This window comes from Enterococcus sp. FDAARGOS_553, from assembly GCF_003812305.1.
Classification (GTDB): Bacteria; Bacillota; Bacilli; order Lactobacillales; family Enterococcaceae; genus Enterococcus_D; species Enterococcus_D gallinarum.
Map to the genome: position 1 here is coordinate 79,132 of NZ_CP033740.1, position 24,638 is coordinate 103,769.

The window sequence follows — 24,638 nt, forward strand, 5'->3', positions numbered from 1 at the left end:
CAAAGAAAGGATGATCGCCCTCAGTGCCAAAAATCAAACGAAATGAACATCAGATCGAACTTGGTAAAGACGAAGACGTCATTATTAAAGGACGCCGTTTTCATGTCTATTTCAAAAACCGGTATCTGCTGATTTCCCTAACGAATGATATTTTGACTGGTTTATTTTATATTTTCGGAAGTATCGTGTCCTTGACAGATCTGCCTGCGATCTATGGAACTATCGCCTATCTGATAGGAGCAATCTTCTTAACGATCCGACCATTGTTGAAGATCGTCCGTCATGTATTTATTTACAATGAACGGAAACAAAATGGAGAGAAAGAAAAGAATATCGAAGTATCCGATGATGGTGAATAAACAGTGACGATTTTCTTCAAGCAGTATTTTTCCCAAAACAAAACACATGCTATATACTATAAATATGCACAAAGAAAGGAGAATTCTAAAATGAAAGTATTAGACAGTATAGCTTTAGCGCTACTTATCGTTGGCGGCCTAAACTGGTTATTGGTTGGACTATTTGAATTTGACTTGGTTGCAACAATTGCGGGCGGATCAACTACATTATTCGCTAAAATCATTTACGTAATTGTCGGTATCTGCGCGATTTATTGCTTGAAGTTCTTTGTTGGTATTGCTCGTCAAGACAACGTGAACCGATAATCATTGATAAATAAAAAGCAAGAAACGAATGATCTGATCCATAGTTGCTCTACTTTCTATGGATCAGATCTTTTTGTTTGCATTGCCTTTTGTCTCTTTTTTTATTTGTTGTATAATTAGTGTCAACAGCGAATTAAAAAATTTAGATAAATAGATTTTGGCTGGACTAGGAATAGCAGCTCATTCACAATGAACCGACAAAGGAAGTGACCCATGACTGATAAAAAACGTAACTCCAAGCTTCTCCCTTCTCTGCTTTTTTATTTCATCCTCCTGCTCATCATTGCAGGAATCTTAGGGATCGTTGTACTGACGAACATCAATATTGCCGAAAACTGGTTTGGACTGGATGAGTACACAGTTGTAGAAACTCGCGACCAAGTGATCGGCTATCTTCCGCTACTCTGGTACTTCGTTATAGCACTAATGATAGTCTTGGCATTATTTTTTGGTATCAGAAAAAGAAAAAGGGCTTTGTTCTATTGGATCGGCACATTGGTCATTCTCCCTAGCATCTTGTTAGCATTTGGTGCTTTAACAACCTTGCTACCCTTCGACCGAAATTTTTTTAGAGAAGAAGCCTCTGCTTCCGCGATCATGGCTGAATTAACCGACAAAAAAGCGCTGAAAGATCAAGAGGTTCAGCTCATCAGTTATAGCTATCACATTCGGAACATTCCTTTGAAAAGCGGCGTCTATGCAGTCGCGCGAATCATCAACCCTACCACTAAACTACAAGATGAATACTGGTATTATTCGACAAATCTTTTACAAAAATGGCAGAAAGACAGTGATACGATCGAGTTACCTATTCAAGAGACCATTGCTTATAATGAAATCGATTGGGGCGTTATTCCCAAGGTTATCAAAGAAACGGAAAAACGGGTTGCGAAATTAGACCATTATTATCCCGGAGTTAGTATCGTGATCTTAAATGGTTCTCAAGGCAAATGGACTTGGACGGTCGGTGTCGATGATATTCGGGGACATACTGCACTGAATCTGGTTTATGATCTTTCAGGAAATTATCTTTCTCAATGGGATTAATCGGTCAATACAGGCCCTACTTCCATCATTTATTAAGACAGCAATTAAACAAAAAACTATCTAAGCGATCACTGATTGTTCCTATCAAAGGACGACTTGCTAAAAAAAGCAATGAGACAATCAAGATTTTTTAGATAGTTTTTTTATTATTATTCACAGATACGCCTAGCTTTTGGCACAGCGAAAGCCTAAATTATTGGCCGCAGACATCCCGGAGTTTCCATTGCGGGCTGCGATCCGATAACGTTTGCAGTAAGATTCATGACACAAGAACGACCCTCCCCGTGTCGCATACATGGCATCATCCACCTGCTGAAATCGTTGCTCAAAAAAATGGCTGTCCCATGAACGAAATTGTTCCAATGGTATCCTTGCGGGATTGCTGCACCATTCCCACACATTGCCAATGACTTGATAAAGTCCATAGCCATTCGGCTCATAAAACCGAGCAGGTGCAGTACTCGCAAAGCCGTCTGCCTTCGTATTTGCTTTGGGAAACGCGCCTTGCCAGATGTTGCAGTGATAGTCTTCTCCAGCTAAAAAATCTGTCCCCCATGGATATAAGTCATTCTCTGTACCACCTTTCGCGGCAATCTCCCATTCAGCTTCTGTTGGCAGCCGCTTATCTGCCCAGCGGCAAAATGCCAACGCATCATTTCGCGAGACTTGGACGACTGGATGATCCATCCGTTGCTCAATCGATGAGTCCGGACCTTCAGGATGTCGCCAGTCTGCTCTCGCAACCGCATACCACCAACTCATATTGGGGATCAGTTGGCTCCTCTGTTTCGTCTTTTCGGAAAGAAAATAATGAAAGACAAACGACCAGCCAAACTGTTCTGCTTCCGTCACATAGCCTGTTGCCGCAATAAATGCTTCAAACATCTGATTGGTAACAGTCGTTTCATCGATTTCAAAAGAGGCCATCTCAACTTGGATCTTGGGACCTTCTTGGTCCTCTTCAAAGCCAGCTTTTGTATCCGTGCCAATTCGATACGTTCCAGCAGGAATCTTGATCATCCCATCTGCCTTCTTTCTATAATAATTGATAGCCGTTATAAAGATTGATGGTTAGCACCAAGAGGATGACTGTCTGGAAGACCAGCGTCACTTTTTGTGGTGAGAGGACAGTGCTGACTTTTGCCCCTAACAAACCGCCAACAATCGCGGCTGGAATCACAAACCACAAAATCTTTAAGTCATAGAGGCCAAATCCAGTGGTCCCAGCAATCGTCACGATTTTCGCCAATTGAGAGAAAAAAATCGTACAAATCGAATAGACTGTCGCTTCTTTGATTGGCAAAGCAAACATCAGCATCAGCAAAGAAACATTGATCGGTCCGCCGCCGATTCCTAGAAGACTGGCTAGAAAACCAAGGACTAAACCACAGAAGCAATACCAGAAGTTATTTTTCAGTTGGAATCCGGGCCAGTCATATTTGGTATAAAAGAAAGCAAACAACAAGGTCACGACGGTCAAAAAGATCTGCACCATCTGTACATGGTCTTCATTCTGGAAAAACAGCAACAGCTGATCAAAAGCGACATTGCCCAAGACACCGCCTAAGATGGCGCCTCCTGAAACCCAAAGGACGATTTGCCAATTGATCTTATGTCCGCTAGCCAACTGTCTTGCGGTAGAAACCAGCGACATAGTAAAGACTGCTACGGCAGAATAAAACGAGATGGCCGCAACAGAATGGGCGCCGATAAAATCAAAAATGGGTTTGATCAGAACGCCCCCCCCCATGCCTGAAACGGCACCAACCGTATTCGCCAACACGATCACTATAAAATAAATGAACCCAATCACACACTTACCCCCTGTAACAAACCTAAAATCCGATTGATCTGCGGCACAAATTCCTGCAAGAGTTGCTGATAACCGCAATAGTCCCCATCCACATAGATGGCATCTTTCATTCGTTTGCAGCCGCCACGACACATTTTTTGAAACGGGCAACTCAGACATTTCTTTGGCATTTCGGGCCGTTGACACACAAACGTTTTTGCAATGTCCTGTTCAAATAACTGACGCAAGGTCTGTTCTTGAATATACCCCATTCGATAGTCATCTAACACATAGAAATCACAAGGATAAACACTGCCATCTGCTTCAATGACATATTGCACTTGACAGTTTCCTAAGATCCCGCAGGCGGTGAATTGTTGCTTGACCAATAAATTCAAAAGATCATCAAAAAGCTTGATACTCACATAATGCCCCTCCGCTAATTCTTGCAGCCATAACTGCAAAAGCTGGTGGTAAAATCCCGCAAAACGTTTTGGTGTGAGGGCATAGCTATTTCTTTCTTTCGCATCTAAATCATCTAAACAAGGAATAAACTGGACAAAATCGATTTTTTGTTCTTTTAGAAAGCGAAAGACTTTCTTAGCCTCTTTAGCCAATGGATTGGTCAGGACACAAAGCACATTGTAGCCAATCTCAAAGTGGTCAAACAGCTGCTTTGTTTGCAGCACTCGCTGAAAAGTTCCTCTTCCTTTCGGATCGACCCGATGCAAATCATGGTAGAGCGGATGGCCATCGATTGAGAGACCGACCAAAAAATCATGTTCTTTCAAAAAAGCACACCATTTTTCATTGATCATGGTCCCGTTCGTTTGAATCGCATAATGGACCTGTACCTGCTTTTGCTGTTGATCCACTAGTTGGGTCACTTTTCGAAAATAATTGAGGCCCGCCATCGTTGGCTCTCCACCTTGAAACGCTAATGTCAATTGATCACCGTCTTCTAAGTCTGCATAAATATTTTCGATCATTTTATCTGTTACTTCTTCTTTCATTTTGCCAAACGAGCGGACTTCCCGCAAGGAACTGACATTGGCATAAAAGCAGTAGCTGCAGCGAAGATTGCAGAGGGAAGATGCGGGTTTGATCAATACTGAAATATGTTTCATGGTAGAAGCCTCGATTCTAAATAACTTTTTGAAGTTGCTAATTTATTTAATTTCTTAATCCCAAACGAATATATTCACTTTCTGGCACTTCAATTCGATCCATGATTTTTATTAATTTCTGGATCATCCTTTCTTCAACGTCAGGATTATCCAGTGGAGTCAACTGTTGCGGATCCTCCTCCAAGTCAAATAGCAAATGGCCAACTGAATAAGAATCAATGTATGTGGAGACTTCAATTTCTGTATAAGGATACTGATTTGTGAAGCGATTTCCCTTTCTTTGCTTCATGGTATCTAATGCTTCCTTATTGATGAACCCCCTTAACATCGCGTAATTCAATGTTTGGATAGTGATTGGGCCGTTGGAAGGATCAACAGACGCACGCATATACACGTACTTCCCATCATAAATATTGACATGACCGCCATTTGTTCCAAAAATGATTTCATCATGTAAAACAGTCTCCTTAGACTTTAGAGCTGGCAATAATGATTTACCATCCATATCCAATTCATTCGCAATACCAAAATAATCTAATAAAGTTGCAGGAATATCGATCGTTTGGCTTAAAACAGAAGTATGGGTATCCACTTCAGCATTTGGGTAACTGATAAAAAATGGCAAATGGATAATTTCTTCATACATAGGAGCAACATTCTTTCCTAACCAATCATGCTCACCAAGAAGAAAACCATGATCCGTATTAATAATCACCAACGTATCCTGCCACATTTGATTCGTCTCAAGAAAATCAATGACTTTTCCGAGATGATGGTCACACATTGCTATCAATGCAGCATATTCGTTTTGTAATTCAATTAAATCATCGGAAGAAATGTCATCTGTAACCCGACCATACTTTGACCAAAAATAAGGTGACTCATTTGGACAGTCCTCATAAAGTTTACGATATTTTTCTGGAACAAAAAAGGGTTCATGAGGGTCAAAGCATTCTATTTGCAAAAACCAATTATCTTCTTTTTTATATTCTTCCAAGAAATCAAGTCCAGCTTGAATTGTTTGAACACTCGACATCTCATTTTCATCAACTTGTCTTGTGCGGTTCGCAAAATGCTGTTCAACTGAAATGCCTTGCTTATTCAAAGGATTTATTTCTGCATGGCCTTCAGCAAATTTCCTAGGTACCCAGCGATCACCTTCCTGCCCGCGAAACCCCTCCCAAGTAGAATAGCGATTATGATAGGTTGCCCCTCCATCCTCAAAATAGTGAGAATGGTCGGTCACTAGGTGACAGTAGATGCCATTTTGTTGTAGCACATCAAAAATGGAATGATCAAAAGGCTCCAATTGCCCCCACATGCGATGCATAAAGTTATATCTTCCTGTATGAAGTTCACGACGTGCTGGCATACAAGGCATACTTCCCCCATAAAAATTATCGAAAGTAACCGTTTTTTCCCTTAAGCGATCGAAATTTGGTGTTTGGATCCAATCATTTCCATAATTTGACAGAAAATCTTTTGACAACGTATCAAACATTAGCATGATAGCGCGCATATTTTCCCTTCCCTTCTTTACTATCGTATCATATAGAACACAACTTAATGAATCACTTGAATGACTTCATTAACAATATCTGGGATAACATCCAAATAAGTATCAGTATTTGTTACAACAACCGGTGTGATGATCGAGTAGCCTTTGGATTGAATTTTTTCTTTATCAAATCGAATCAACAGCTCGCCTTTCCTTACTTGCTGTCCTTGTTTTACGTAGGAAGTAAAGAAATCGCCTTTTAAGTTAACAGTATCCATTCCGACATGAATCAACAATTCAATGCCATTCGTAGATTTTAAACCGATCGCATGATTCGTTGGGAACAATGTTTCTACAGTAGCATCGAATGGCGCATAGATCTCTCCATTGCTTGGAACAATCGCTACACCTTTTCCTAATAACCCAGAAGAAAAAGCTTCATCTTCAACATCAGCCAATGTCAGTAAATCTCCTTTGATAGGCATCTCAATCTTTGTTTCCGTCATTAAATAATTATCTATAGCTATCTCTTGCTCTTCCTCTGATTCAGCTTCTTCTCGATCTTCAGTAGGATCATACATGAATGTAATAGTTAAAACAAACGATAGTGCAAATGCCACACTAATTGCAAGTGCATAGCCATAAAAACCACTGCCAATTCCATCACTAGGACTAATATAATTTGGAAGACTAAAAACGCCCATTCCTCCCATGATAAATGATTTTGTCCCAAAGAACCCCATGATCAGACCACCTATGGAAGAAGAAATCAAAGTTGCAATGAATGGTTTCTTACGGGGTAACGTTACCCCGTAAAGGGAGGGTTCAGAGACACCGAAAAGACTAGAAATAAAAGCGGGTATACCGATCGCACGAACAGAATTATTTTTGGATTTAATGATAACCGCTAATACTGCTCCAGCAGTAGCAAATGGAGTTGCTTGTCCTAAAACCATTACAGGATCGTATCCTAATACACCAATATTGTTGATAGCAATCGGGATAATCCCCCAGTGAAGACCAAACATGACAAGAACTTGCCAGATTGCACCCACCGCTATACCAGCAACAATCGGGCTAAACTGATAAATACTTAACACAGCAGCCCCTAAAATATTTCCAATCCATGTGGCTATTGGGCCAATCACGATAAATGTTAAAGAAACCATCAATAAAACTGTTAGAAATGGTACTAAAAAGCTACGTAAAACGCTCGGAATTAATTTGGTAATCACTTTCTCCAATTTCGCTCCAAAGAAAGTTGCAATCACAATTGGGATAACGCTAGAACTATAACTCATCAGAATAACTGGTATACCCAAAAAAGTTACATAAACAGGTGACTCAAAAATCGTACCATTAAATAAGGTATAAAGAGGTTCTGTATTAGCAGTTAACCCTGACAAGGCCGGATAGACCATTGCCGCACTGATAGCCATACCAACAAATTGCTTCAGACCAAATTTCTTTGCTGCGGTATAACCAAGAAAAATTGGAAAGAAATAGAAGAAGCAGTCACCAGCGGCTTGCAAGATGGCATAGGTTCCAGAAGTATTTTCAATCCAACCAAGAGAAACAAAGAGAACGTTTAATCCTTTGATCATTCCAGTAGCTGCCAGTAACCCTAATACAGGTGTGAAAATACCAGAAATAATATCTATAAAAGCATCCAAAGGTCCTTTCTTCTCCTTTTTTTCTTCCGAGGCTTCGTTTGATAACCCAGCATAGTCAATAAACTCTTGATAAACTTCTGGTACGTGGTTTCCGATGACTACTTGATATTGTCCACCACTTTGTACTACTGTAACTACACCTTTCGTTTTTTTCAATGCTCCAGTATCTGCAATTGATTCATCTTTTAAATTGAAACGTAAACGAGTAATACAGTGAGTGAGACCGGCAATATTTTCTTTTCCACCCACATTTTTCAATATTTCCTCAACTAAATCTTTGTATGCCATTTTATTCATCCCCTTATTCATAATCAAAAAGGCAAGACAAATAATTATTCCCAACAAAGGAATAATTATCAGTCTTGCCTGCTTTACCAGTAACAACCTCTATTCGTTCTCTATTAATTTTTGAATGTGTAGCGATAAGTATAACTTTTCATCATCACTTAGAGAGACTTTCAGATACTGCTCAACCAAAATCATCGTTTTGTAAGCTGCTGGGTATTGACTCTGAATGTGCTCCAGCAATGGATTTTTGCTTATTCATCTTAGTCCGGGTAGTCAATCGTTGGAAGAAAAAGCGCAAATGAGTGATAAAGCGATCAAACGCAAGCGAATCTTCATTGATTTGAATTTTATTAGATAGACGAATAAGTGAAATAATATCTCTAATTTTCTTTGCAATTAGCTGGACATCTTCAGGTTGATCGATCTCATCTGTCAGCTGAGCATTGATCAAATGCATTGCAATATTCCCTGCTTCTTCTTCTTCGAACTGGATACCCGTTTTTTCATTAATTAAAAATAGTGCTTTTTTCCCTATCTCAAATTCTTTGGGATAAAACTTCTTAATTTCCCATGAAAGGCGGTTATAAATACTCATTCCCTGTTTGTGTAATTTAATCAAATGATATAAATGATCGGTTAAGGATACATATAATGTTTCACTTAACTCATACTCTAGATCATTTTTAGCTAATCGAATAATATCATCAGCTAAGGAAACGTACTTTGCCGGGATTGATTCCATTAATGTCAAAAAACGTTCAGAAGCTTTGTTTTTATGCAATACAAATACTTTCTCTATTTTCGTCTCGTCTGCTGCTTGTCCCGGTTTCATTTTAAAGCCCAGCCCGGTGCCGATCCAAATAAAATCTTTGCCATCTTTTCCGACCAAAACCGCATTATTATTTAGAATCTTTTTGATCTTCAAGACGTTTCTCACCTCCTTAAAATGAAAAAAGGCTATACCTCAATACATGTGTAGGATCCATACACACGTACGAAGGTATAGCCTGCATTATCAGTAACTACCCATTTGATTGTTTATACTATACTATTTATTTGATTTTCGTGCAAGCGTTTTTATCATTTTTTTCTGCTTGCATGTGTTTTGTTGAGTAAATACTCCATTCCTACTCCTCATCCAGTAACCGACTTTGTCCTTCGATCTTTTGGATCTCTGTGATGTCTTGCGTGACTTCCAGACAGCCTAGATATTTCCCCGTTGGATTTTTCAACGCAAAATAGCGAATATAGATTTTTCGTCCCCGCATGTCAATCCAGAAATCAGCTGTTTCTCTTTTGTCTGACCGAAAATCGTCTAAGATTTTTTGAACGATGTGCATACTTTTAGGTGGGTGGCAATTCACTACTTCTCGACCAATCACTGAATTTGTCCGGGGGAAGACTCGACTCTTCCCTTCAGAATAAAAACGTACCCGATCTTCATTGTCCACAAACGTCAAATCGACTGGCAATGTTTGGAACATAGCAATCAATTGTTCCAGCTGCAAGGAACCGGTGGGAAATTGAACGGTTTGGTTCGTGGGAGCAGTCGTTGTCACTGGCGGTTCAGCGAATTCTCCAAACCCAAGTCCCGCGGCAATACCAGCTGTGGTTTCTTGGGCCTGTTTGATGGCCAATTGACGAGCTGGCTCCCGTTCCAATTCTTTCTCCAGTGACTCTTGGCTTGGTTTCCAAGGCAATGGTTCAGGAATATAAGCAAACCCAATGTCAAAGCTATCTTCCGCGATCCGTTGCCAATCCGCTAAACTGAAGACATCCAATGTCATAGGAACCATGATTTCTTCTTCTTTAAAAATCATTTCTTCAATTTCAGATTTTACTGCCTGCCATTTTTCAGCAAGAGGATTATATGCTGCTTTGTCAGTTGCCAAATACTGGTTCAACTCTTTGATCATCTCGCGAATATCATCGTCGACTCCCCACATGACTTTCGGCGGAGCAGAGATTCCATACTTCTCCATATATGAAAAGATCAGCGTTTCTTTTCTTGCATAATGTTTGTCGATCTGTAACAGATCCTGCAGTGCTGCTTGCAGACGTCCTTTTTGTGACCAGTCCCCTTTTTTGATTTTCTTGAGCAATCCATCGATTTCGTCCGTCAATAACGATTGCAGGACTTGGTTTTCTAGCTTGAGGGTATGGACTGGATGACCAGGTTGTCCATATTCTTCATTTGAATGATGGATCTCGTTGATCGATCCCTTAAATACAGCCGCATGAATATTGCATAGACGTTGGATCTCCGAAGGGTCTAAACCGCTTTGAATCAATGCTTTTTCTGCCGAGGTGATCTCAGTGACATCTACGCCGTCAAATTCTTCATTGAATAAGCGTTTGGCTTCTTCAAAAGAACCGCCTTGATGAAGCAAGCTCAAAATTTCGACGATTCGTTCTTGCCGTTGTTCCTTCGTTCTCATTTGTCGACTCCTTTCACAAGAAAACCTTGATTTTCAAAAGATTGAATGATTTTTTCCAAAGGTATCTTTTTCATTTGTGCGCCTTTCGGAATCGTCATATAGCGACCGGCAGTTTGGAGCATGCCGGGTTTATTGATGGCAGTAAAGCCAAGTTTGCTCATAATATCTTTGATTTCCGGATGTTCCGACACTAAATCAAAGAGATTTTTTGAGAAATCTGCTTCTTTCATTCTTATCCTTCCTTCTACTGAGAATAATTCTCAATCAACTGCATATATTATATACGAAATTGCTCACAATTACACGATCATTTCCAAATTTATCTCCCCTCACTTGGCACAAAAAGAAAAGAACCACTTCTCGACCTCTGCGAGCGAATGATTCTTTAATAGCAAGATGAAACTCTTGATTTAGTGATAGAAAATAATCAGCTGCGATAGCGACACACGCGATTCTCTAATCCATCCACCACACCAAAGAAGAAAAAGCCCATCAATGCAATCACAACAATGCCTGACAGCATTTGCTCATAATCCATTTTAGACCAAGCACTCAAAATCAAGTACCCGACGCCATAAGTCGTATTATAGTTTTCCGCAAAGAACAAGGAGGCAAGCGAGATACCAATACTTACCCGCATGCTGGCAAACAATGCCGGCATGATTGCTGGCAAAATCAAGAAACGGATCTGATGCAGCGGGTTTTGCGTGTAATTTTGCATCACTTGAAAGTAAGTTGCTGGGATTTCTTTTACCCCATCTCGAATCGAAACCACAACTTGAATCACGATCACCGAAAAAATCAGGATCACCTTTGAAACATTCCCTAAACCAAAAAAAATCATGAAAACTGGTAGAAAAGCGACCTTTGGAATCGGATATAAGAAATAGAGCAGAGGATCAACGATTGCTGCTATTTTTGTTCTTCCGAGAAAAATCCCTAAAGGTATACCGATCAGCAACGCAAAAAATAGTGAGATCAGGACACGAATCACACTGGCCCCTGCATGTAACCCTAATTCTGCACGCAATTGCCAAAATCGTTGGAAAGTTTGATAAGGGTCCGGCAGCGAACGGTTATCCGCTAACAAGCTGATTCCCCACCATAACAATAAAAACGACAGTGCCCCCCACAAAAAAGAACGTCCGGCTTTCATCTGACTTCTCCTCTCATCTTCTTTTTCAATGCCAATGAAAAAGCATAAAAGTCCATCGTCTCACGGCGGTTAGCTTGGTGGAAAACTGGGTTTTTGATCTGATGTATTTGATGTTCTTGAACCAATAGGATCGTCTCGCCAAGGTAAGCCGCTTCTTCTGTATCATGGGTCACTACGACTAAACCGTTCGCAAGTCGTTGTTGCTCAGATAAAATCAGATTTTGCGTACGTTCTTTGGTTTCCTGATCCAAAGACGATGTCGGCTCATCTAACAGTAAAAATGCTGGACTGGTCACTAATCCTCTTGCCATTGCCACTCGCTGTTTTTGGCCGCCACTCAGTTGACTAGGGAAACGCGCTTTGAAAGAATCTAGTTCTAACGCTTGTAAGCACGTTTCGACTAACTTTTCTCTTTGGTTTTTGGGGACTTTTTGGATTTGAAGAGGCATTTCTACCGCTTGATAAACTGTCTGCCACGGAAACAGACGTAAGTCTTGAAAAACCAATTCGATCTCAGAAGGATGGCTATCGCCATAATCGATATGACCTGATTGCGGCAGCTGCCACCCTTTCAACAATGAGAGCAGGGTGCTTTTACCAACCCCTGATTTTCCCAAGACGACGTATGTATGGCCCTTATCTAAGGTTAAATCTAGATTGTTAAAGATTAAGCGATCTTGAAATGAAAATGCGACTGATTCTAAATGAATCGCCATAAATTGGCTCCTTCTTTCTAAAAAATTGTTGTTCCCTCTTTCACATTCTATGCTATACTGATTGTTGCGAAAAAAAATAGAAAGGGATGCATTTGATGTTCCGCACACTTGTGTTTCATGAAATACGACCAGACAATGAGTTAAGTGAGCAACCAAGACCAATCGAAGTTGCCGATGGCTATCAAGATGCTCTTCCATTGCCGTTATTCAATAGCTGTTCTCATTTTAAACAACAAATCGACTTTTTGAAAGCAGAAAAATATCATACCCTTACTTTGAAGGAAGTCAAAGACTACTATCTTCAAAAGAAAGCTTTACCAGAAAAAGCGGTTTTGTTGACGTTTGATGATTGCTACCAATCCATGAGGGAATATGCCTACCCGTTATTGAAAGAGGCCGGCTTCAAAGCGACCGCTTTTGTTGTCAGCGGTTGGTTGTTTGCTGAACCGAGCCCTTATAAGCCGGCTGTTTCCAAAACACTCAGTCGCTCGGAATTGAACGAAATGAGTGATGTTTTTGAATACGCCAATCATACGACTCACTTCCATGAACGAAAAGGAATGATGGGCCGCTCAATGTGGGAACCGGCTGAAAAATTTGCGGCTGATTTAGATTGCTGCAATCAAACTGTAGCGATACAAGATGTTTTTGCTTATCCCTTTGGTTTCTATGATCAACAGACGATCAAAACACTAGAAGCGAAAGGTTTTGTCTTGTCATTCACGACGATTCCAGGGTTCAACACCCTAGAAACCCCACGCATGGAACTACGAAGAGACATTATTCCCTTCTCATTGGATAAGACATCTTTTGAACAATTATTCAAAAAGACCCATTAAGAACATCCCTTCAAGGAATAAATAAGAAAGAGGAACGAAAAATGAAAAAAACGATTTTATTTACTTGCTTATCATTATTGGCTTTAGGAGTTGCTGCTTGCGGAAACAATTCAGATTCCACTTCAGAAACTAAGACAACTGACACCTCTGCGACAACTGCTGAAGTGACCGATCAAACGTTGAATGTGGGGATTTTACCAGCAGAATCTGCGATTCCAATTATTCTGGCCAAAGAAGAAGGCTATTTTAAAGATTTAGGTCTAAATGTAGAAATCAAATCTTTTACTTCTCCAAATGATCGCAATGTTGCCGTACAAGCCAAAGAATTGGACGCAACTATCAGTGATGTGATGACAGAAGCGACGTTTAAGCAAAATGGCATTGACATGACAATCACTTCGGACATTCTAGAAGACTTTAAAGTCTTAGCTTCGCCAAATTCAGGCATCTCTGAAATGAAAGGATTGGCTGATAAAAAAATTACCCTTGTACCGAACTTCATTTTAGAATACATCATGGACCAGTTTGCTGCTGAAAATGATTTTACTTATCAAATCGTTGACATTGCTTCTTTTGCGGCTCGTTCTGAGGCACTATTAAGCGATCAAGTTGATGGTGCTGTCTACACAGAACCGCAAGCGAGTATGTTAGCCGCTCAAGGTGCAATTGTTTTGGGCAGTTCCAAAGAAGCTGGCATCAAAGGTGGTACCTTGCAATTTATGACTGATGTGGTAAAAGATCGACCACAAGATGTTGCCGCATTTTATCAAGCTTACGATCAAGCCATCGATTATATGAACAGCCACAAAGCTTCTGAATATGCTGATATCTTAGCCGACTATCAGTTCCCAGATGCCATGAGTACTTACTTAGATAGCCAAAAAGAAGACTATCCTTATGCTGCCAAAGTCCCACAGGACCAACTAGACAAAATCGTGGCTTGGACTAAAGACAAAGGACAAATTGATCAAGCTTACACTTATGATGAATTGACTGATTTTAGTTTCTTAGCGAACTAATTCCTGATCACTTATTACACAAAACCAATACTCGAATCCATCAAAGCCAGTGCTGTGATAGATTCGAGTGTTTTTTATCCAGCCATTATTTGACGGATGCTCGGTCACCGAGTATCATTCACTAAAGGGTTGTGAGCGATGAAAACTACTTTATCTGTTCGTTTCACTACATAAGAAAGGGAGAAAATATACCATGCCCAAAATTGATCTTTATTTACTGCAAAAGCCAGAAGAGACACAATTTTATGACTATTTACCTCAATCGGAGTCTTGGCACAGCGCCTATAAACAACTTCATGGTGAATCCTTGGTGATTCATTCTTCTGTTTTGACTGAAAGCATTCTGCCTTTCATTACTCACCCACTTGTATTGGAACTTCTAGAGCAAGAAGATCTCGCGTGCTTGCCTTTAGTTTTTGCAGAAAACAACCTTTATTGTAAGGGGCGTCTTCCTACGCTCACCGAATGGGAAGAATTGACACACGTTGGTATTTCGATTCAGGAATTAGATGAATCACCGAGCGCCACGAAAACAGCGGTCTATCATGATCTTATATGATGGGGAAAACTATCTGCTAAACTGTCGTTGGTAAGCCTTCTCCTGATGAAAGATTCGGTCTTTATAGCTATAAAAAACAACTATGAATGAGAGTGAAATTATGGAAACGATGACTTTTGAAGAATTAATCCAAATCAACTGTTTTTCTGAAGAAAAAGAAGAACGAAAGAAAGCAGCTGAATTATTAGAATATCGTTATGGCTGCGAGATTCGTTGTGGTGAGATGGACAAAAGTGTCCGCTTTGCTCACCATGCTCGCGGCTGTACGATCATTGCTGCGAAACTTTGCGCCAATGTTGTGATTTTCCAGAATGTAACGATTGGTTCAAATCAGCGGTTTAACCGGAAAAAGAATGCCTGGGAAAATCTGGGCACACCTATTTTAGCAGAAAATGTAATCGTTGCAGATGGTGCCAAAATTCTTGGCCCAGTCATCATCGGTGAAAATTCTGTGATTGGAGCAGGCGCCATTATTACCAAAGACATTCCTGCCAATAGTGTAGCCTTTGGCGTCAATCAGTACAAACCAAAAAATCCCGACTTCGATCTTATCATCAATGACCAAAATATCCCTGGAGAAGAGATCATGCGGATCAACGCAGAACGCGTAGCCGCATTTAATCAGCAAAATCAACGCTAGCAGATCATCCGATTATCGCTAGCAAGACAACCAAGGAATTATAAGCGATATGAGCAAACACAGACTCCCATGGATTTTTGTTGCGCAAATAGACGATTGTCAGCCAAAATCCAATAATAAAGTAAGGGTATAACAAAAAAATATTACCATTAGCATTAACAATATGGGCCCACGAAAACAACAAAAGACTGCACAATGTCGTAACAATTCTCAGCCATCTTTTTCTACCAGTATAAATAAGCGTATAGCGATAGAACATTTCTTCGAACAATGGGCCTACTACTAATGCCCCCAATAGTAAAGGAACGGTTCTCTGAGACGATGGATAATAAAAAGTCATTGATTGTTCACCTGGAAAGATAATCTGGTTGAAGAAAACCGTTGTTAAAAGAATCGCTACAAATGTCAGCAAGCCTATTTTTATCAATGAGAGAACCTTCAGTTCTTTTAAACGATCCAACAAATCCCTATAAAAAAGGATAACAAAGAAACAAAGCAACACTAGCTTGGCGCCCAACTCATGATAGCCCATTAAAAATTTCGCATAGGAAGAAGGAATTCCATGTATGGCTATTCCTTTCCAGATAACAAAAGCCAAAAGAAAAAGCAGTTTCTTCAAGTCTTCACTCCTTTTTGAGTAGTTTCACTAGAATTGCATGGTGCTTCGCTTCACAATTAACCTCTATCAGGATTCTTCTCGTTCCGTTCTTTCTCATGATTCTCTTTGGGTAGTTTTTAGATCATTCTCAGCATTTTTTTACTCACACTACAATTATACACTATAAAAAGGTATCAAAAAAACATTCATCCGAAAGAATGAATGTTAATCAGACATTTTTTTACTGAACAATGTCATTGACTGATTGGTTTTTTAGGAAGAACAGAAATGACCGTTCTCGCGACCAAGAGATAGCACCAGATAACAAGAATAAGCTAATGGCCGTTCCTTCCCTCACAACCAAAGGAAATGAAAAAGCTGTAGAAAGGCCGATTGAGATTATGACACACAGCACATCAACACTATACCGATATTGTTTGAAGGAAAAGCGACTTCTATCAGCCATCAGCTGACAAAAATTTTCAATAGGAAATTTCAAGTGATTGAGTCGCAACACTTGTCCCGTAGCGAGTCCTGAAATCAATGTCCCAACGATAAAACATGTGACTTGTGCCAAATAGTTTGGCACTATCAGTTTTGGCAGTAAGCCATATAAAATACCATTGACTAAATTGCCAAAGAAAAGCAATGCTGCCATCATAATCAAATAGTTGATCCATTTCCGATAACGGTTTTTTTGACTGTGGTCCAGAAACCAACAAGTGACTAAGAAGAGCAGATTGATGGCTGTCGTAATGGTTCCGACCTTGATACCTGTGATTGTGGATAGTGAGACATTCAATGAATTAAAGCTGCTTACACCAACAGCTGCTTTGATTGTCAAGCTGATCCCTAATGCGCTGATACCATAGAAAAACAGTGACCAAAAGAGGGTTCGTTTCATATGAGATCTCCTTTCATTTGCTCCTTCTCCATTATGTGGTATGCTAAGAAAAACAACTAGGAGATTTCTCCTAGAAAGAGAGGAAAAATGAAACGAACCCTTTATCCTGTTGCCAAAAAGTTTCATCAATTGGACTTGCCTTTTTCCACTGGAACATTAGAACAGTCCTCTGTTTACGAGTTTTCTCACAACGAGATCATACAAGAAGAAGCCGGGACACTGACTCACTTGTACGTGATCCTTGAAGGAAAAGCAAAGATTATCAAGTCTCAAGCCAATGGCAAACGATCGATTTTACAATTTTTGCATTCCGGTGATTTCATCGGAGATCTGACCTTAGTGTCCGCTGAAAAAACGACCAAAGAAGTTTTAGCGATCGGTCCAACTGTTTGCTTGGCGCTTCCTATCGATCATGCCAAGCAAGTATTGATGCAAGACATTGATTTTGTCAAAATGATCAGTCAATATATTGGCGATAAATTAATTAGACGGATGGAACATTTCTCCATCAATCAGACTTACCAATTGAATTATCGTTTGGCGCTGTTGCTCTTGGAAGTAGCTGTAGCGGGAATTTATCAAGAAAAACTCACAGAAACAGCAGAATACCTTGGTGTCAGTTATCGGCACTTGACCTACACGTTAAAAACATTCAAAGAAAACGATTGTGTCTATCGTGAATCTAGGGGTTATCGCATCAATGAAGCAAACCTTAAGCAATTGATTCGATCGATGCAACGCGAATAGACACGCTCTTTTCCTTCTATCACGCTTCTTTGCTGATTGCGCATGCTATTTGCTAATTTGAGAATGGCCACAGTTGAATAGCCAAACTGCCAGTCCCTGAGAAGACGATTTGGTCTTGCTCTTTTTGCGGATAAAGTCTGGAAGTAAAGGTATACTCCCCATTGTTTATGAACACTTCCATCGATGAAGTGTCCATAAACAGTTGGATCTGTCGTAATTCTGATAGTTGAATGCTTCTTTTTTTGCGTCCATAGCCGGAAGGCCCATGAGAAAGAGTAAAAATATGGCCATCATAAGAGAGAATCGTGTCTTGGCGCAAGAGAAGCTGCAGTTTTTTTGTCTGTTGGGTTAGCTCTACCTGCAGTTCGTAGACCTCTCCAGCTAATTTTGGAGCAGTAAAGCTATCCTTTAACTCGACATTCCAGAAGAAAGGCTTTCCACGTAATTTTTGATATTCTGGCAATGGTTGTTGGATCAATCGTTGTCCATTGAAGCTCAGTTCTCGCGGCAATGTCGCCGCATGCTGCCATCCTCGAGTAACAGTGGGATTCGAGTATTCAGGACTTGTGTCCCCTAGTCCCATCCAGCCCCATAACAATCTGCGCCCTTTTTGATCCAAGAACGTTTGCGGAGCATAAAAATCAAACCCTCGATCCAATTCCACGAAATCCGATGTTGGCTTAAATTTCAAATTTTTCCAATCTACTTCCCCTAATAAGTAGCCAGACTGGTATAAATTATTGAAAGCATAAGCTTGCGGATCTACTCCCTGTGGTGAAAAAAGTAAAATATCTTGTCCGTCAAGTTGAAAGAAATCGGGACACTCCCACATATAACCAAGGGAATAATCATCCCCTAAAAATATCCCTTGATACGTCCATTGTGAAAGATCCTCTGACTGATAAATCAAAATCTTTCCTTCACTTTCCCGAGTTCGAGCCCCTAAGATCATATAGTAACGGCCCTCTTTTTCAAATACTTTTGGATCACGGATATGATCGGTAAACCCTGCAGGATATGCTTCATGCGGGATCACTACTTCTTGTTTTTCAATCGAATAACCATCACTAATCACATGGACCGTATTTTGTTCTCTGCCACTAAAAGTATAATCATGGTCCCCTTCGTTTTTCACATTTCCTGTATAAAAGAAATGGATCTGATCATCCTTTACAATCGCACTGCCAGAAAATACACCATTTCGATCATACGAATGTTCTGGTGAAAGAAAAATTGCTTCTTCTTTGAAATCTACCAAATTGGTTGACGTTTTATGTCCCCAATGGGGTGCTTCTTTTCCTGCAGGATTTTGAGGAACATATTGATGGTAGAAATGATAAACCCCATTAAACTGACAAAGCCCATTGGGATCATTCATCCACCCAGTTTCCGGCATTAAATGAAAGTACAGTCGCCAGTTATCCTGAGCGATCTTTGCTTTTAGTTCCGATTGTTGTTCCAGCTCTTGCCAGGCTTCTTTTGCACACAAATCCATCCACCACTTTCTTCTCTACAATTTTTCCATTAATTCTCGGTTGCGCTTAACGTTTGAAGGTCATCCTCAATCGTTGTTTCTTCATTCAATTCATCGGAAATCTTTCTCCGCTGCAGTTGGACGCAGGCAAAGCCCACACTAAACGCAATGAGGATCACTGCAATGTATTTCAACATGGCGCCGAAATCTCCTGTATACAACAACAAACCAGGAATAAATGTAATGCCCATTCCTGTTGCTGCCAATTGAAAAACATACGTCATCAAGCCGCCGATGGCTCCCCCAACCATGCCAGAAGCAAAAATACGCAAGGACCGAAGATTGATCCCAAACAATAATGGTTCCGTGATCCCAAACAAGGTTGGTACAGCCGCACTAATGGCATTCGAGCGTTTGACTTTGTTTCGGTAAAGAAAAGCAGCTGCGATTGCTGCCCCAAATTGTCCTGCCATACTCGCTGTTCCTAGAACTTGCAAGACATTCTCTCCTGAAGTATTTAATAAACCAAGTTCGATGATGCTCAATGAATGATGCAAACCGGTGATAACAATCAATTGCTGAACCGCTGCATATAAGATATAGCCAATACCAAAAGGCGCTTGTACGAGGTAAACAATGCCGTTGATCACTGCTTTTTCTGCAACTTGCAAAATGGGACCTAATGCAAATAAAACTAATGTCAGCGTCACTACGATAGTCAGAAATGGAGTGACGACTAAATCCATCATTTGTGGAACAAATTTTCTAAATCCTTTTTCTAATTTGGAAACAAGCCAACCAACAATAATTGCGGGGAAAATCGAACCTTGATACCCTGAAATAGAAAGACCGAATAAATGAAACGGCTGTGCATCGCCACTAGCAACTGCCCAAGCATTGGGTAACTGAGGTGCTACCATCATCAAACCAACAACGATCCCGATGATCGGATTACCGCCAAATTTTTTGGTGGCACTATAAGCAATCAATACAGGTAAGAAAGCAAAGGCTGTATCTGTCAGCATTTCAAAGAGCGCATACCAGTCCGCACTAAAAGGAACCCCTAATTCAACTAGCAGACCACGGATCCCCATCAAAAGTCCAGTTGTAACTAATGCCGGAATCAATGGCACCAACACATCAGAAAGAGTACGAACAACTTTCTGAACAGGCGTCAGATTGGAATAAACATCTTCTTTAAAGGCTGTCTGCTGCTCACCATCTTTACCCATTGTTTGAGCAAAAGCCTCATAAACTTCATTTACTTTTCCAGTCCCAAAAATAAACTGATGCTGTCCTGTATTAAAGAAATAACCTTTGCTTTCAGAAATGTTTTCTGCCTTCTTTTTGTCTAGCAACGCATCATTTTTCAAAATAATACGTAGTCGAGTGGCACAATGCTCATAATTTTTAACGTTTTCCTTACCACCCACTGCTTGGAGCAACTGATCAATGATTTTCTGATCTTTCATTTTAATTTTCCTCCATTTCAACTCACTTTATTTTGTGGAACCGGTTCTACAAGAAGAATAACAGAAACCGTTTGCAAAATCAACCCGTTTTATCAAAAAAAAAAGACTGTGACAAAGTCATCATCCAACAAGTTAAACCGAATCATATGCTATTGTGATAGATTCCTCGGACTTTTGCGACGAGGAGCCACTGCACCGCAGGAGCAATAATAGAGACTGTGACAAAATCATCATCCAACAAGTTAAACCGAATCATATGCTGTTGCGATAGATTCCTCGGACTTTTGCGACGAGGAGCCACTGCACCGCAGGAGCAATAATAGAGACTGTGACAAAGTCATCATCCAACAAGTTAAACCAAATCATATGCTATTGCGATAGATTCCTCGGACTTTTGCGACGAGGAGCCACTGCACCGCAGGAGCAATAATAGTTAAGGTTCGGATAGTGTTACTTGTCGGAGACTTATGGCACAGTCCCTTTCACGAATCATTATGGTATTTGTTCTATGGGAATCGTTGATTGTTTGATCACCAGTTGATTCGGTAACTTAATCAATTCTGGCACTTGAACTTTTTGGATCAACTTCTGGATCGTTTCCACCGCATCGACACCTAACTGATGGTAAGGATAGTGAGTGGTCGTGATCGTCGGAAAGACATAATCCGTCGAATCATATCCACCGAAGCCGCTAAGGGAGAAATCCTCCGGCACTCGCAAGCCTAACTCATGCGCGGCTTTCAATACGGCAACAGCAATGTTGTCTGTGGCACAGGCTAAATAGGTCGCTTGATTCTCTTTTAGAAATAAGCGAGCTTTTTGATAGGTTTCACTTCTGGAAAAAGACGTTTCGATGAAAGATAATTTGGTCCCTTCCATTTGAGCGACCACATCCGTAAAGCCTTTTTTTCTCAAGATCCCTACTGCTTCGTCTTTTTCAGTCACTCCGATAAACAAAAAAGACCGATGGCCGAGTTCAATTGCATACTCTGCCAGTTTCTCTCCCGCACGATAATCATCATGGACAATCGAATGGACTCCTTGTAAGTGTTGACCCAACATCAGTACAGGAACGGTCAATTGCTGCAAGACTTGTGCTAGCTCACTCGTGATCTCTCTAGCCAGCATAATGATACCAGCAACCTTTTGCTTGACCAGCATCTCAATATTTTCTAATTCGCGTTCTTCATTTTGATTAGAATTCGTGATTAACAATTGATACCCATTCTTTCGAGCTGTTTCATCGATCCCTTCTAACACACTGTTGGTGGAAGGAGAATCCAGCCTAGGAATGATCACTCCCAACAGTTTTGTGTCTTGTGCTTTTAAACTGCGGGCAAACGTATTGGGCCGATAGCCGGTCTCTTCAATAATTGCATCAATTTTTTTACGTGTTTGCTCGCTAACATAGCCATTATTCAAATAGCGGGAAACGGTGCTTTTCGCAACGCCTGCTTTTTCAGCGATATCTTTAATCGTTACCGTTACCATAGTCACCCTACTTTGCTTTTTCTTTTATTATACCAAGAACTGAAACAAAAATAAGCACTGATTCTCTTTCGGATGCCATTCACTTCATCAAAAGATAGGAAGCCACAAAAAAAGATGCTTGCTACTCATGAAAGAGCTAGCAAGCATCCGTTTATTTCTCGTGATCAAACGTTCAAGATCCACATAAAACCAATAAAGACAAAGAATAACACATACATGATCGGTGAAACTTCTTTACCACGTTTGGCCGCAATCATTGTGATTGGATAGAAAATGAAACCTAGCGCGATCCCGTCAGAAATACTATAAGTCAAAGGCATGCCTAATAAAATCAGAAAAGAAGGAATCGCGATTTCCATTTCATGCCATTTGATTTCTTTTAGTGATTGCGCCATCAGTACTCCGACAATAATCAATGCTGGTGCTGTAACCTGAGAGGTCACTACTGATAAAAGCGGAGAAAAGAATAGACCAAACAAAAAGAAAATACCTGTGGTCACAGCTGTTAGTCCAGAACGACCGCCGACAGCGATCCCTGCTGAAGATTCCACATATGCGCCTACTGGAGAAGTTCCTAGTAATGATCCTGCCAACATCGCTGTCGAATCTGACGCTAATGCTTTCCCCACTCGAGGCATCTTATTGTCTTTCATGAAACCTGCTTGATTGGCTAAACCAACTAACGTACCGGCAGTATCAAAGAAAGTGACTAGTAAGAATGTTAGGACAACGACCCACATTTGCAATGTGTTGATGTCACCGACATGCTTCAATGCGACTAAAAAAGTCGACGACATACTAGGTGCTGCCGAAACGATCGAACTTGGTGCGTGGATCAAACCTGTCACTAAACCAAGAATGGTCGTCGCTGCCATCCCAATGAAAATCCCGCCAGGTACTCGACGAACCATCAACACAGCCGTAATGACCAAGCCAAAGATCGTTAACCATGTCGTACCTACACTCAATGATCCTAAGGCAACTAACGTTGAATCGTCGGAAACAATGATCCCACCTTCACTAAGACCAAGGAAAGCAATGAACAAGCCTATCCCACCAGAAATAGCATATTTCAAGTCGGAAGGAATCGCATCAATGATCATTTCACGAAGTTTAAAAATCGTGATTGCAATAAAAATCAGCGAAGCGACAAAAACACCGGCTAGTGCCGTTTGCCAAGGCACACCCATCCCGATACAGACTGAATAAGAAAAGAACGCGTTGATTCCTAACGCAGGAGCTGTCGCAATCGGGTATTTTGCCAAGACTCCCATCAAAATACATCCGAGGGCACTTGCTAATGCTGTGGCTGTAAAGACCGCTCCCTCATCCATACCAGAAGCACCAAGGACCGTTGGATTGACAAAAAGAATATAGGCCATTGAAATAAATGTCGTGAATCCAGCCAAGAGTTCCCGCTTGATGGTCGTGTTGAGCTCATCAAGCCCAAAATAAGAGTGAAGCACATTTTTCATTTTTTGAATCCTCCATTATTCAGATAGGCGCGATTATTTTCCCTCTGAATCCTTAATAAAACAACGAAATCAATGATATACCAACTTTTCCTCCAAGTAAATAAACTTTTCTAAAAATTTCAGAACTATTTTCATTTTCATTTAAGATGCTAAAACCGCTTATTTCCCATACACAGTGCCTCATACTCGTTATGCTTCGATTGTACCACTTGAATAGCAAAAACAAAAAAAGTCTGTACTGTCAGAAACAAAAATAGGCAGCCAAAGAACGATCATCTTTTCCGCAGAAAAGCCAATCCTACCTGACAGAAAGATCCTATCAGGATTTCTTTTGCTGACCTATTGGTTAAACTGTTTTTGTGAATGATCAATCCACAAAATTTTGCTCTTCCTCAATCAAAATCTTTAATTGTTCTGCTGTCGTTCGTTTCATTGACAACGGCGGCAACTCTTCCAACGTAAAGAAACCACTGGCAGAGGTTTCACTGTTCGTCACAAAAGAACCTTCTTTGATCGAACAGGCAAAAACTAATTTATAATATTGAAACAATTGTGGAATGTCTTTGCGCAGATTAGTATCAAATACTGCACAAAGTTTGTCAACTTCAACAACTAATCCTGTCTCTTCCAACACTTCTTTTATAACGTTTTCTTTGGGTGAGAAACCGACTTCTGCATAGCCACCCGGTAAAGACCACTCTTTTGTATGAATGTCTTCCACTAATAAGACTTTGTTATCCTGGCGAATCAATGCTCGAACATCTACTTTTGGTGTTGGATACCCTTCATTGGCATCTAGCACAAGTTTAAGCGTATCGGTTGTTTCTTCCGTCGATCGGCTCATCAATTCCACTAGAATTTCTTTCATTTCGACATAACGCTCTTGATCATAAATATCCTTGCCATAATAGATCCCAGCATCAGCGATTGCTAACAATCGCTGATACTTCTCAAAAATCTCCTGCATCTGCTCCCCTCGCTTTGTGCTCTGTCATTCTCTCTTTATGATAAAGCAAATTC

Annotated in this window: 24 protein-coding genes and 1 pseudogene; 8 read left to right on the forward strand and 17 right to left on the reverse strand. The window is 40.5% G+C overall.

The genetic code is table 11. The features are described 5' to 3' along the window. Positions 1-23 precede the first annotated feature (23 nt). From EGX73_RS00770 to EGX73_RS00780, 3 genes are all read left to right on the forward strand, one after another. Positions 24-359 carry a YrhK family protein gene (locus EGX73_RS00770; protein WP_003125913.1) on the forward strand — a complete coding sequence of 112 codons (336 nt, stop codon included), beginning with the start codon at positions 24-26 and terminating at the stop codon, positions 357-359. 90 nt (positions 360-449) lie between these two features. Then, entirely contained in the window at positions 450-665 is a 216-nt protein-coding gene (locus tag EGX73_RS00775) for a DUF378 domain-containing protein (RefSeq protein WP_003125912.1), read from the forward strand. A gap of 213 nt (positions 666-878) precedes the next feature. After that, a complete protein-coding gene (locus EGX73_RS00780; RefSeq protein WP_005470822.1) occupies positions 879-1,712 on the forward strand; it encodes a hypothetical protein in 834 nt (277 codons plus the stop codon). Between the two features lie 165 nt (positions 1,713-1,877). On the opposite strand, the gene EGX73_RS00785 is transcribed toward EGX73_RS00780, so the two are convergent. The 10 genes and pseudogenes from EGX73_RS00785 to EGX73_RS00830 form a co-directional block, all read right to left on the reverse strand. Next, on the reverse strand, positions 1,878-2,732 hold the full coding sequence (locus tag EGX73_RS00785) for a formylglycine-generating enzyme family protein (protein WP_003125909.1): 855 nt from the start codon (positions 2,730-2,732) through the stop codon (positions 1,878-1,880). Between the two features lie 16 nt (positions 2,733-2,748). Next, on the reverse strand, positions 2,749-3,525 hold the full coding sequence (locus EGX73_RS00790) for a sulfite exporter TauE/SafE family protein (protein WP_003125907.1): 777 nt from the start codon (positions 3,523-3,525) through the stop codon (positions 2,749-2,751). Beyond that, a complete protein-coding gene (locus tag EGX73_RS00795; protein ID WP_003125904.1) occupies positions 3,522-4,631 on the reverse strand; it encodes an SPASM domain-containing protein in 1,110 nt (369 codons plus the stop codon). The genes EGX73_RS00790 and EGX73_RS00795 overlap by 4 nt, the downstream gene beginning before the upstream one ends. Before the next feature lie 46 nt (positions 4,632-4,677). Continuing rightward, entirely contained in the window at positions 4,678-6,150 is a 1,473-nt protein-coding gene (locus EGX73_RS00800; RefSeq protein WP_123866640.1) for a sulfatase-like hydrolase/transferase, read from the reverse strand. Between the two features lie 44 nt (positions 6,151-6,194). Next, positions 6,195-8,090: a beta-glucoside-specific PTS transporter subunit IIABC gene (locus EGX73_RS00805; RefSeq protein ID WP_172956400.1), complete on the reverse strand. Its 1,896-nt coding sequence runs from the start codon at positions 8,088-8,090 to the stop codon at positions 6,195-6,197. Positions 8,091-8,189: 99 nt separating this feature from the next. Beyond that, a pseudogene (locus EGX73_RS00810) lies at positions 8,190-9,027 on the reverse strand (PRD domain-containing protein). Positions 9,028-9,217: 190 nt separating this feature from the next. Then, positions 9,218-10,528: a DUF438 domain-containing protein gene (locus EGX73_RS00815; protein WP_005470815.1), complete on the reverse strand. Its 1,311-nt coding sequence runs from the start codon at positions 10,526-10,528 to the stop codon at positions 9,218-9,220. Beyond that, on the reverse strand, positions 10,525-10,758 hold the full coding sequence (locus tag EGX73_RS00820) for a DUF1858 domain-containing protein (RefSeq protein ID WP_003125896.1): 234 nt from the start codon (positions 10,756-10,758) through the stop codon (positions 10,525-10,527). Before EGX73_RS00820 ends, EGX73_RS00815 begins: the two co-directional genes overlap by 4 nt. A gap of 197 nt (positions 10,759-10,955) precedes the next feature. Further along, on the reverse strand, positions 10,956-11,684 hold the full coding sequence (locus EGX73_RS00825) for an ABC transporter permease (RefSeq protein ID WP_003125894.1): 729 nt from the start codon (positions 11,682-11,684) through the stop codon (positions 10,956-10,958). After that, a complete protein-coding gene (locus tag EGX73_RS00830; RefSeq protein WP_005470810.1) occupies positions 11,681-12,400 on the reverse strand; it encodes an ABC transporter ATP-binding protein in 720 nt (239 codons plus the stop codon). Before EGX73_RS00830 ends, EGX73_RS00825 begins: the two co-directional genes overlap by 4 nt. A 95-nt stretch (positions 12,401-12,495) precedes the next feature. On the opposite strand from EGX73_RS00830, the gene EGX73_RS00835 reads away from it, so the two are divergent. From EGX73_RS00835 to EGX73_RS00850, 4 genes are all read left to right on the forward strand, one after another. Beyond that, positions 12,496-13,239 (forward strand): polysaccharide deacetylase family protein, encoded by a 744-nt coding sequence (locus EGX73_RS00835; RefSeq protein WP_005470808.1) that lies wholly within the window; start codon positions 12,496-12,498, stop codon positions 13,237-13,239. Positions 13,240-13,280: 41 nt separating this feature from the next. Beyond that, positions 13,281-14,258, forward strand: a complete 978-nt coding sequence (locus EGX73_RS00840) for an ABC transporter substrate-binding protein (protein WP_034704185.1) — start codon at positions 13,281-13,283, stop codon at positions 14,256-14,258. Between the two features lie 193 nt (positions 14,259-14,451). Continuing rightward, positions 14,452-14,817 (forward strand): arsenic metallochaperone ArsD family protein, encoded by a 366-nt coding sequence (locus EGX73_RS00845; RefSeq protein WP_003125889.1) that lies wholly within the window; start codon positions 14,452-14,454, stop codon positions 14,815-14,817. Positions 14,818-14,917: 100 nt separating this feature from the next. Next, on the forward strand, positions 14,918-15,457 hold the full coding sequence (locus tag EGX73_RS00850; protein ID WP_005470804.1) for a serine acetyltransferase: 540 nt from the start codon (positions 14,918-14,920) through the stop codon (positions 15,455-15,457). A 4-nt stretch (positions 15,458-15,461) separates the two neighbouring features. Here EGX73_RS00850 and EGX73_RS00855 read toward each other — a convergent pair whose 3' ends face one another. Together EGX73_RS00855 and EGX73_RS00860 are read right to left on the reverse strand one after the other, a co-directional pair. Next, positions 15,462-16,076, reverse strand: coding sequence for a CPBP family intramembrane glutamic endopeptidase (locus EGX73_RS00855; protein ID WP_003125885.1), 615 nt, complete (start codon positions 16,074-16,076; stop codon positions 15,462-15,464). Positions 16,077-16,296: 220 nt separating this feature from the next. Further along, a complete protein-coding gene (locus tag EGX73_RS00860) occupies positions 16,297-16,959 on the reverse strand; it encodes a YitT family protein (protein WP_005470802.1) in 663 nt (220 codons plus the stop codon). Between the two features lie 87 nt (positions 16,960-17,046). On the opposite strand from EGX73_RS00860, the gene EGX73_RS00865 reads away from it, so the two are divergent. Then, positions 17,047-17,706, forward strand: coding sequence for a cyclic nucleotide-binding domain-containing protein (locus EGX73_RS00865; protein WP_003125882.1), 660 nt, complete (start codon positions 17,047-17,049; stop codon positions 17,704-17,706). A 52-nt stretch (positions 17,707-17,758) separates the two neighbouring features. Here the strand turns inward: EGX73_RS00865 and EGX73_RS00870 are convergent, their stop codons facing one another. The 5 genes from EGX73_RS00870 to EGX73_RS00890 all read right to left on the reverse strand — a co-directional run bounded on the left by EGX73_RS00870 (position 17,759) and on the right by EGX73_RS00890 (position 24,585). Continuing rightward, the gene (locus EGX73_RS00870) at positions 17,759-19,201 is read right to left on the reverse strand and encodes a sucrose-6-phosphate hydrolase (protein ID WP_003125880.1); all 1,443 of its coding nucleotides are present in this window, start codon (positions 19,199-19,201) and stop codon (positions 17,759-17,761) included. A gap of 29 nt (positions 19,202-19,230) precedes the next feature. Next, the gene (locus tag EGX73_RS00875; RefSeq protein ID WP_005470797.1) at positions 19,231-20,652 is read right to left on the reverse strand and encodes a PTS transporter subunit EIIC; all 1,422 of its coding nucleotides are present in this window, start codon (positions 20,650-20,652) and stop codon (positions 19,231-19,233) included. 492 nt (positions 20,653-21,144) lie between these two features. Then, positions 21,145-22,143: a LacI family DNA-binding transcriptional regulator gene (locus tag EGX73_RS00880; RefSeq protein WP_003125876.1), complete on the reverse strand. Its 999-nt coding sequence runs from the start codon at positions 22,141-22,143 to the stop codon at positions 21,145-21,147. A 164-nt stretch (positions 22,144-22,307) separates the two neighbouring features. Then, positions 22,308-23,618, reverse strand: a complete 1,311-nt coding sequence (locus tag EGX73_RS00885) for an NCS2 family permease (RefSeq protein WP_003125873.1) — start codon at positions 23,616-23,618, stop codon at positions 22,308-22,310. Positions 23,619-23,985: 367 nt separating this feature from the next. Continuing rightward, the gene (locus EGX73_RS00890; RefSeq protein ID WP_003125871.1) at positions 23,986-24,585 is read right to left on the reverse strand and encodes an NUDIX hydrolase; all 600 of its coding nucleotides are present in this window, start codon (positions 24,583-24,585) and stop codon (positions 23,986-23,988) included. Between the last annotated feature and the right edge of the window lie 53 nt (positions 24,586-24,638).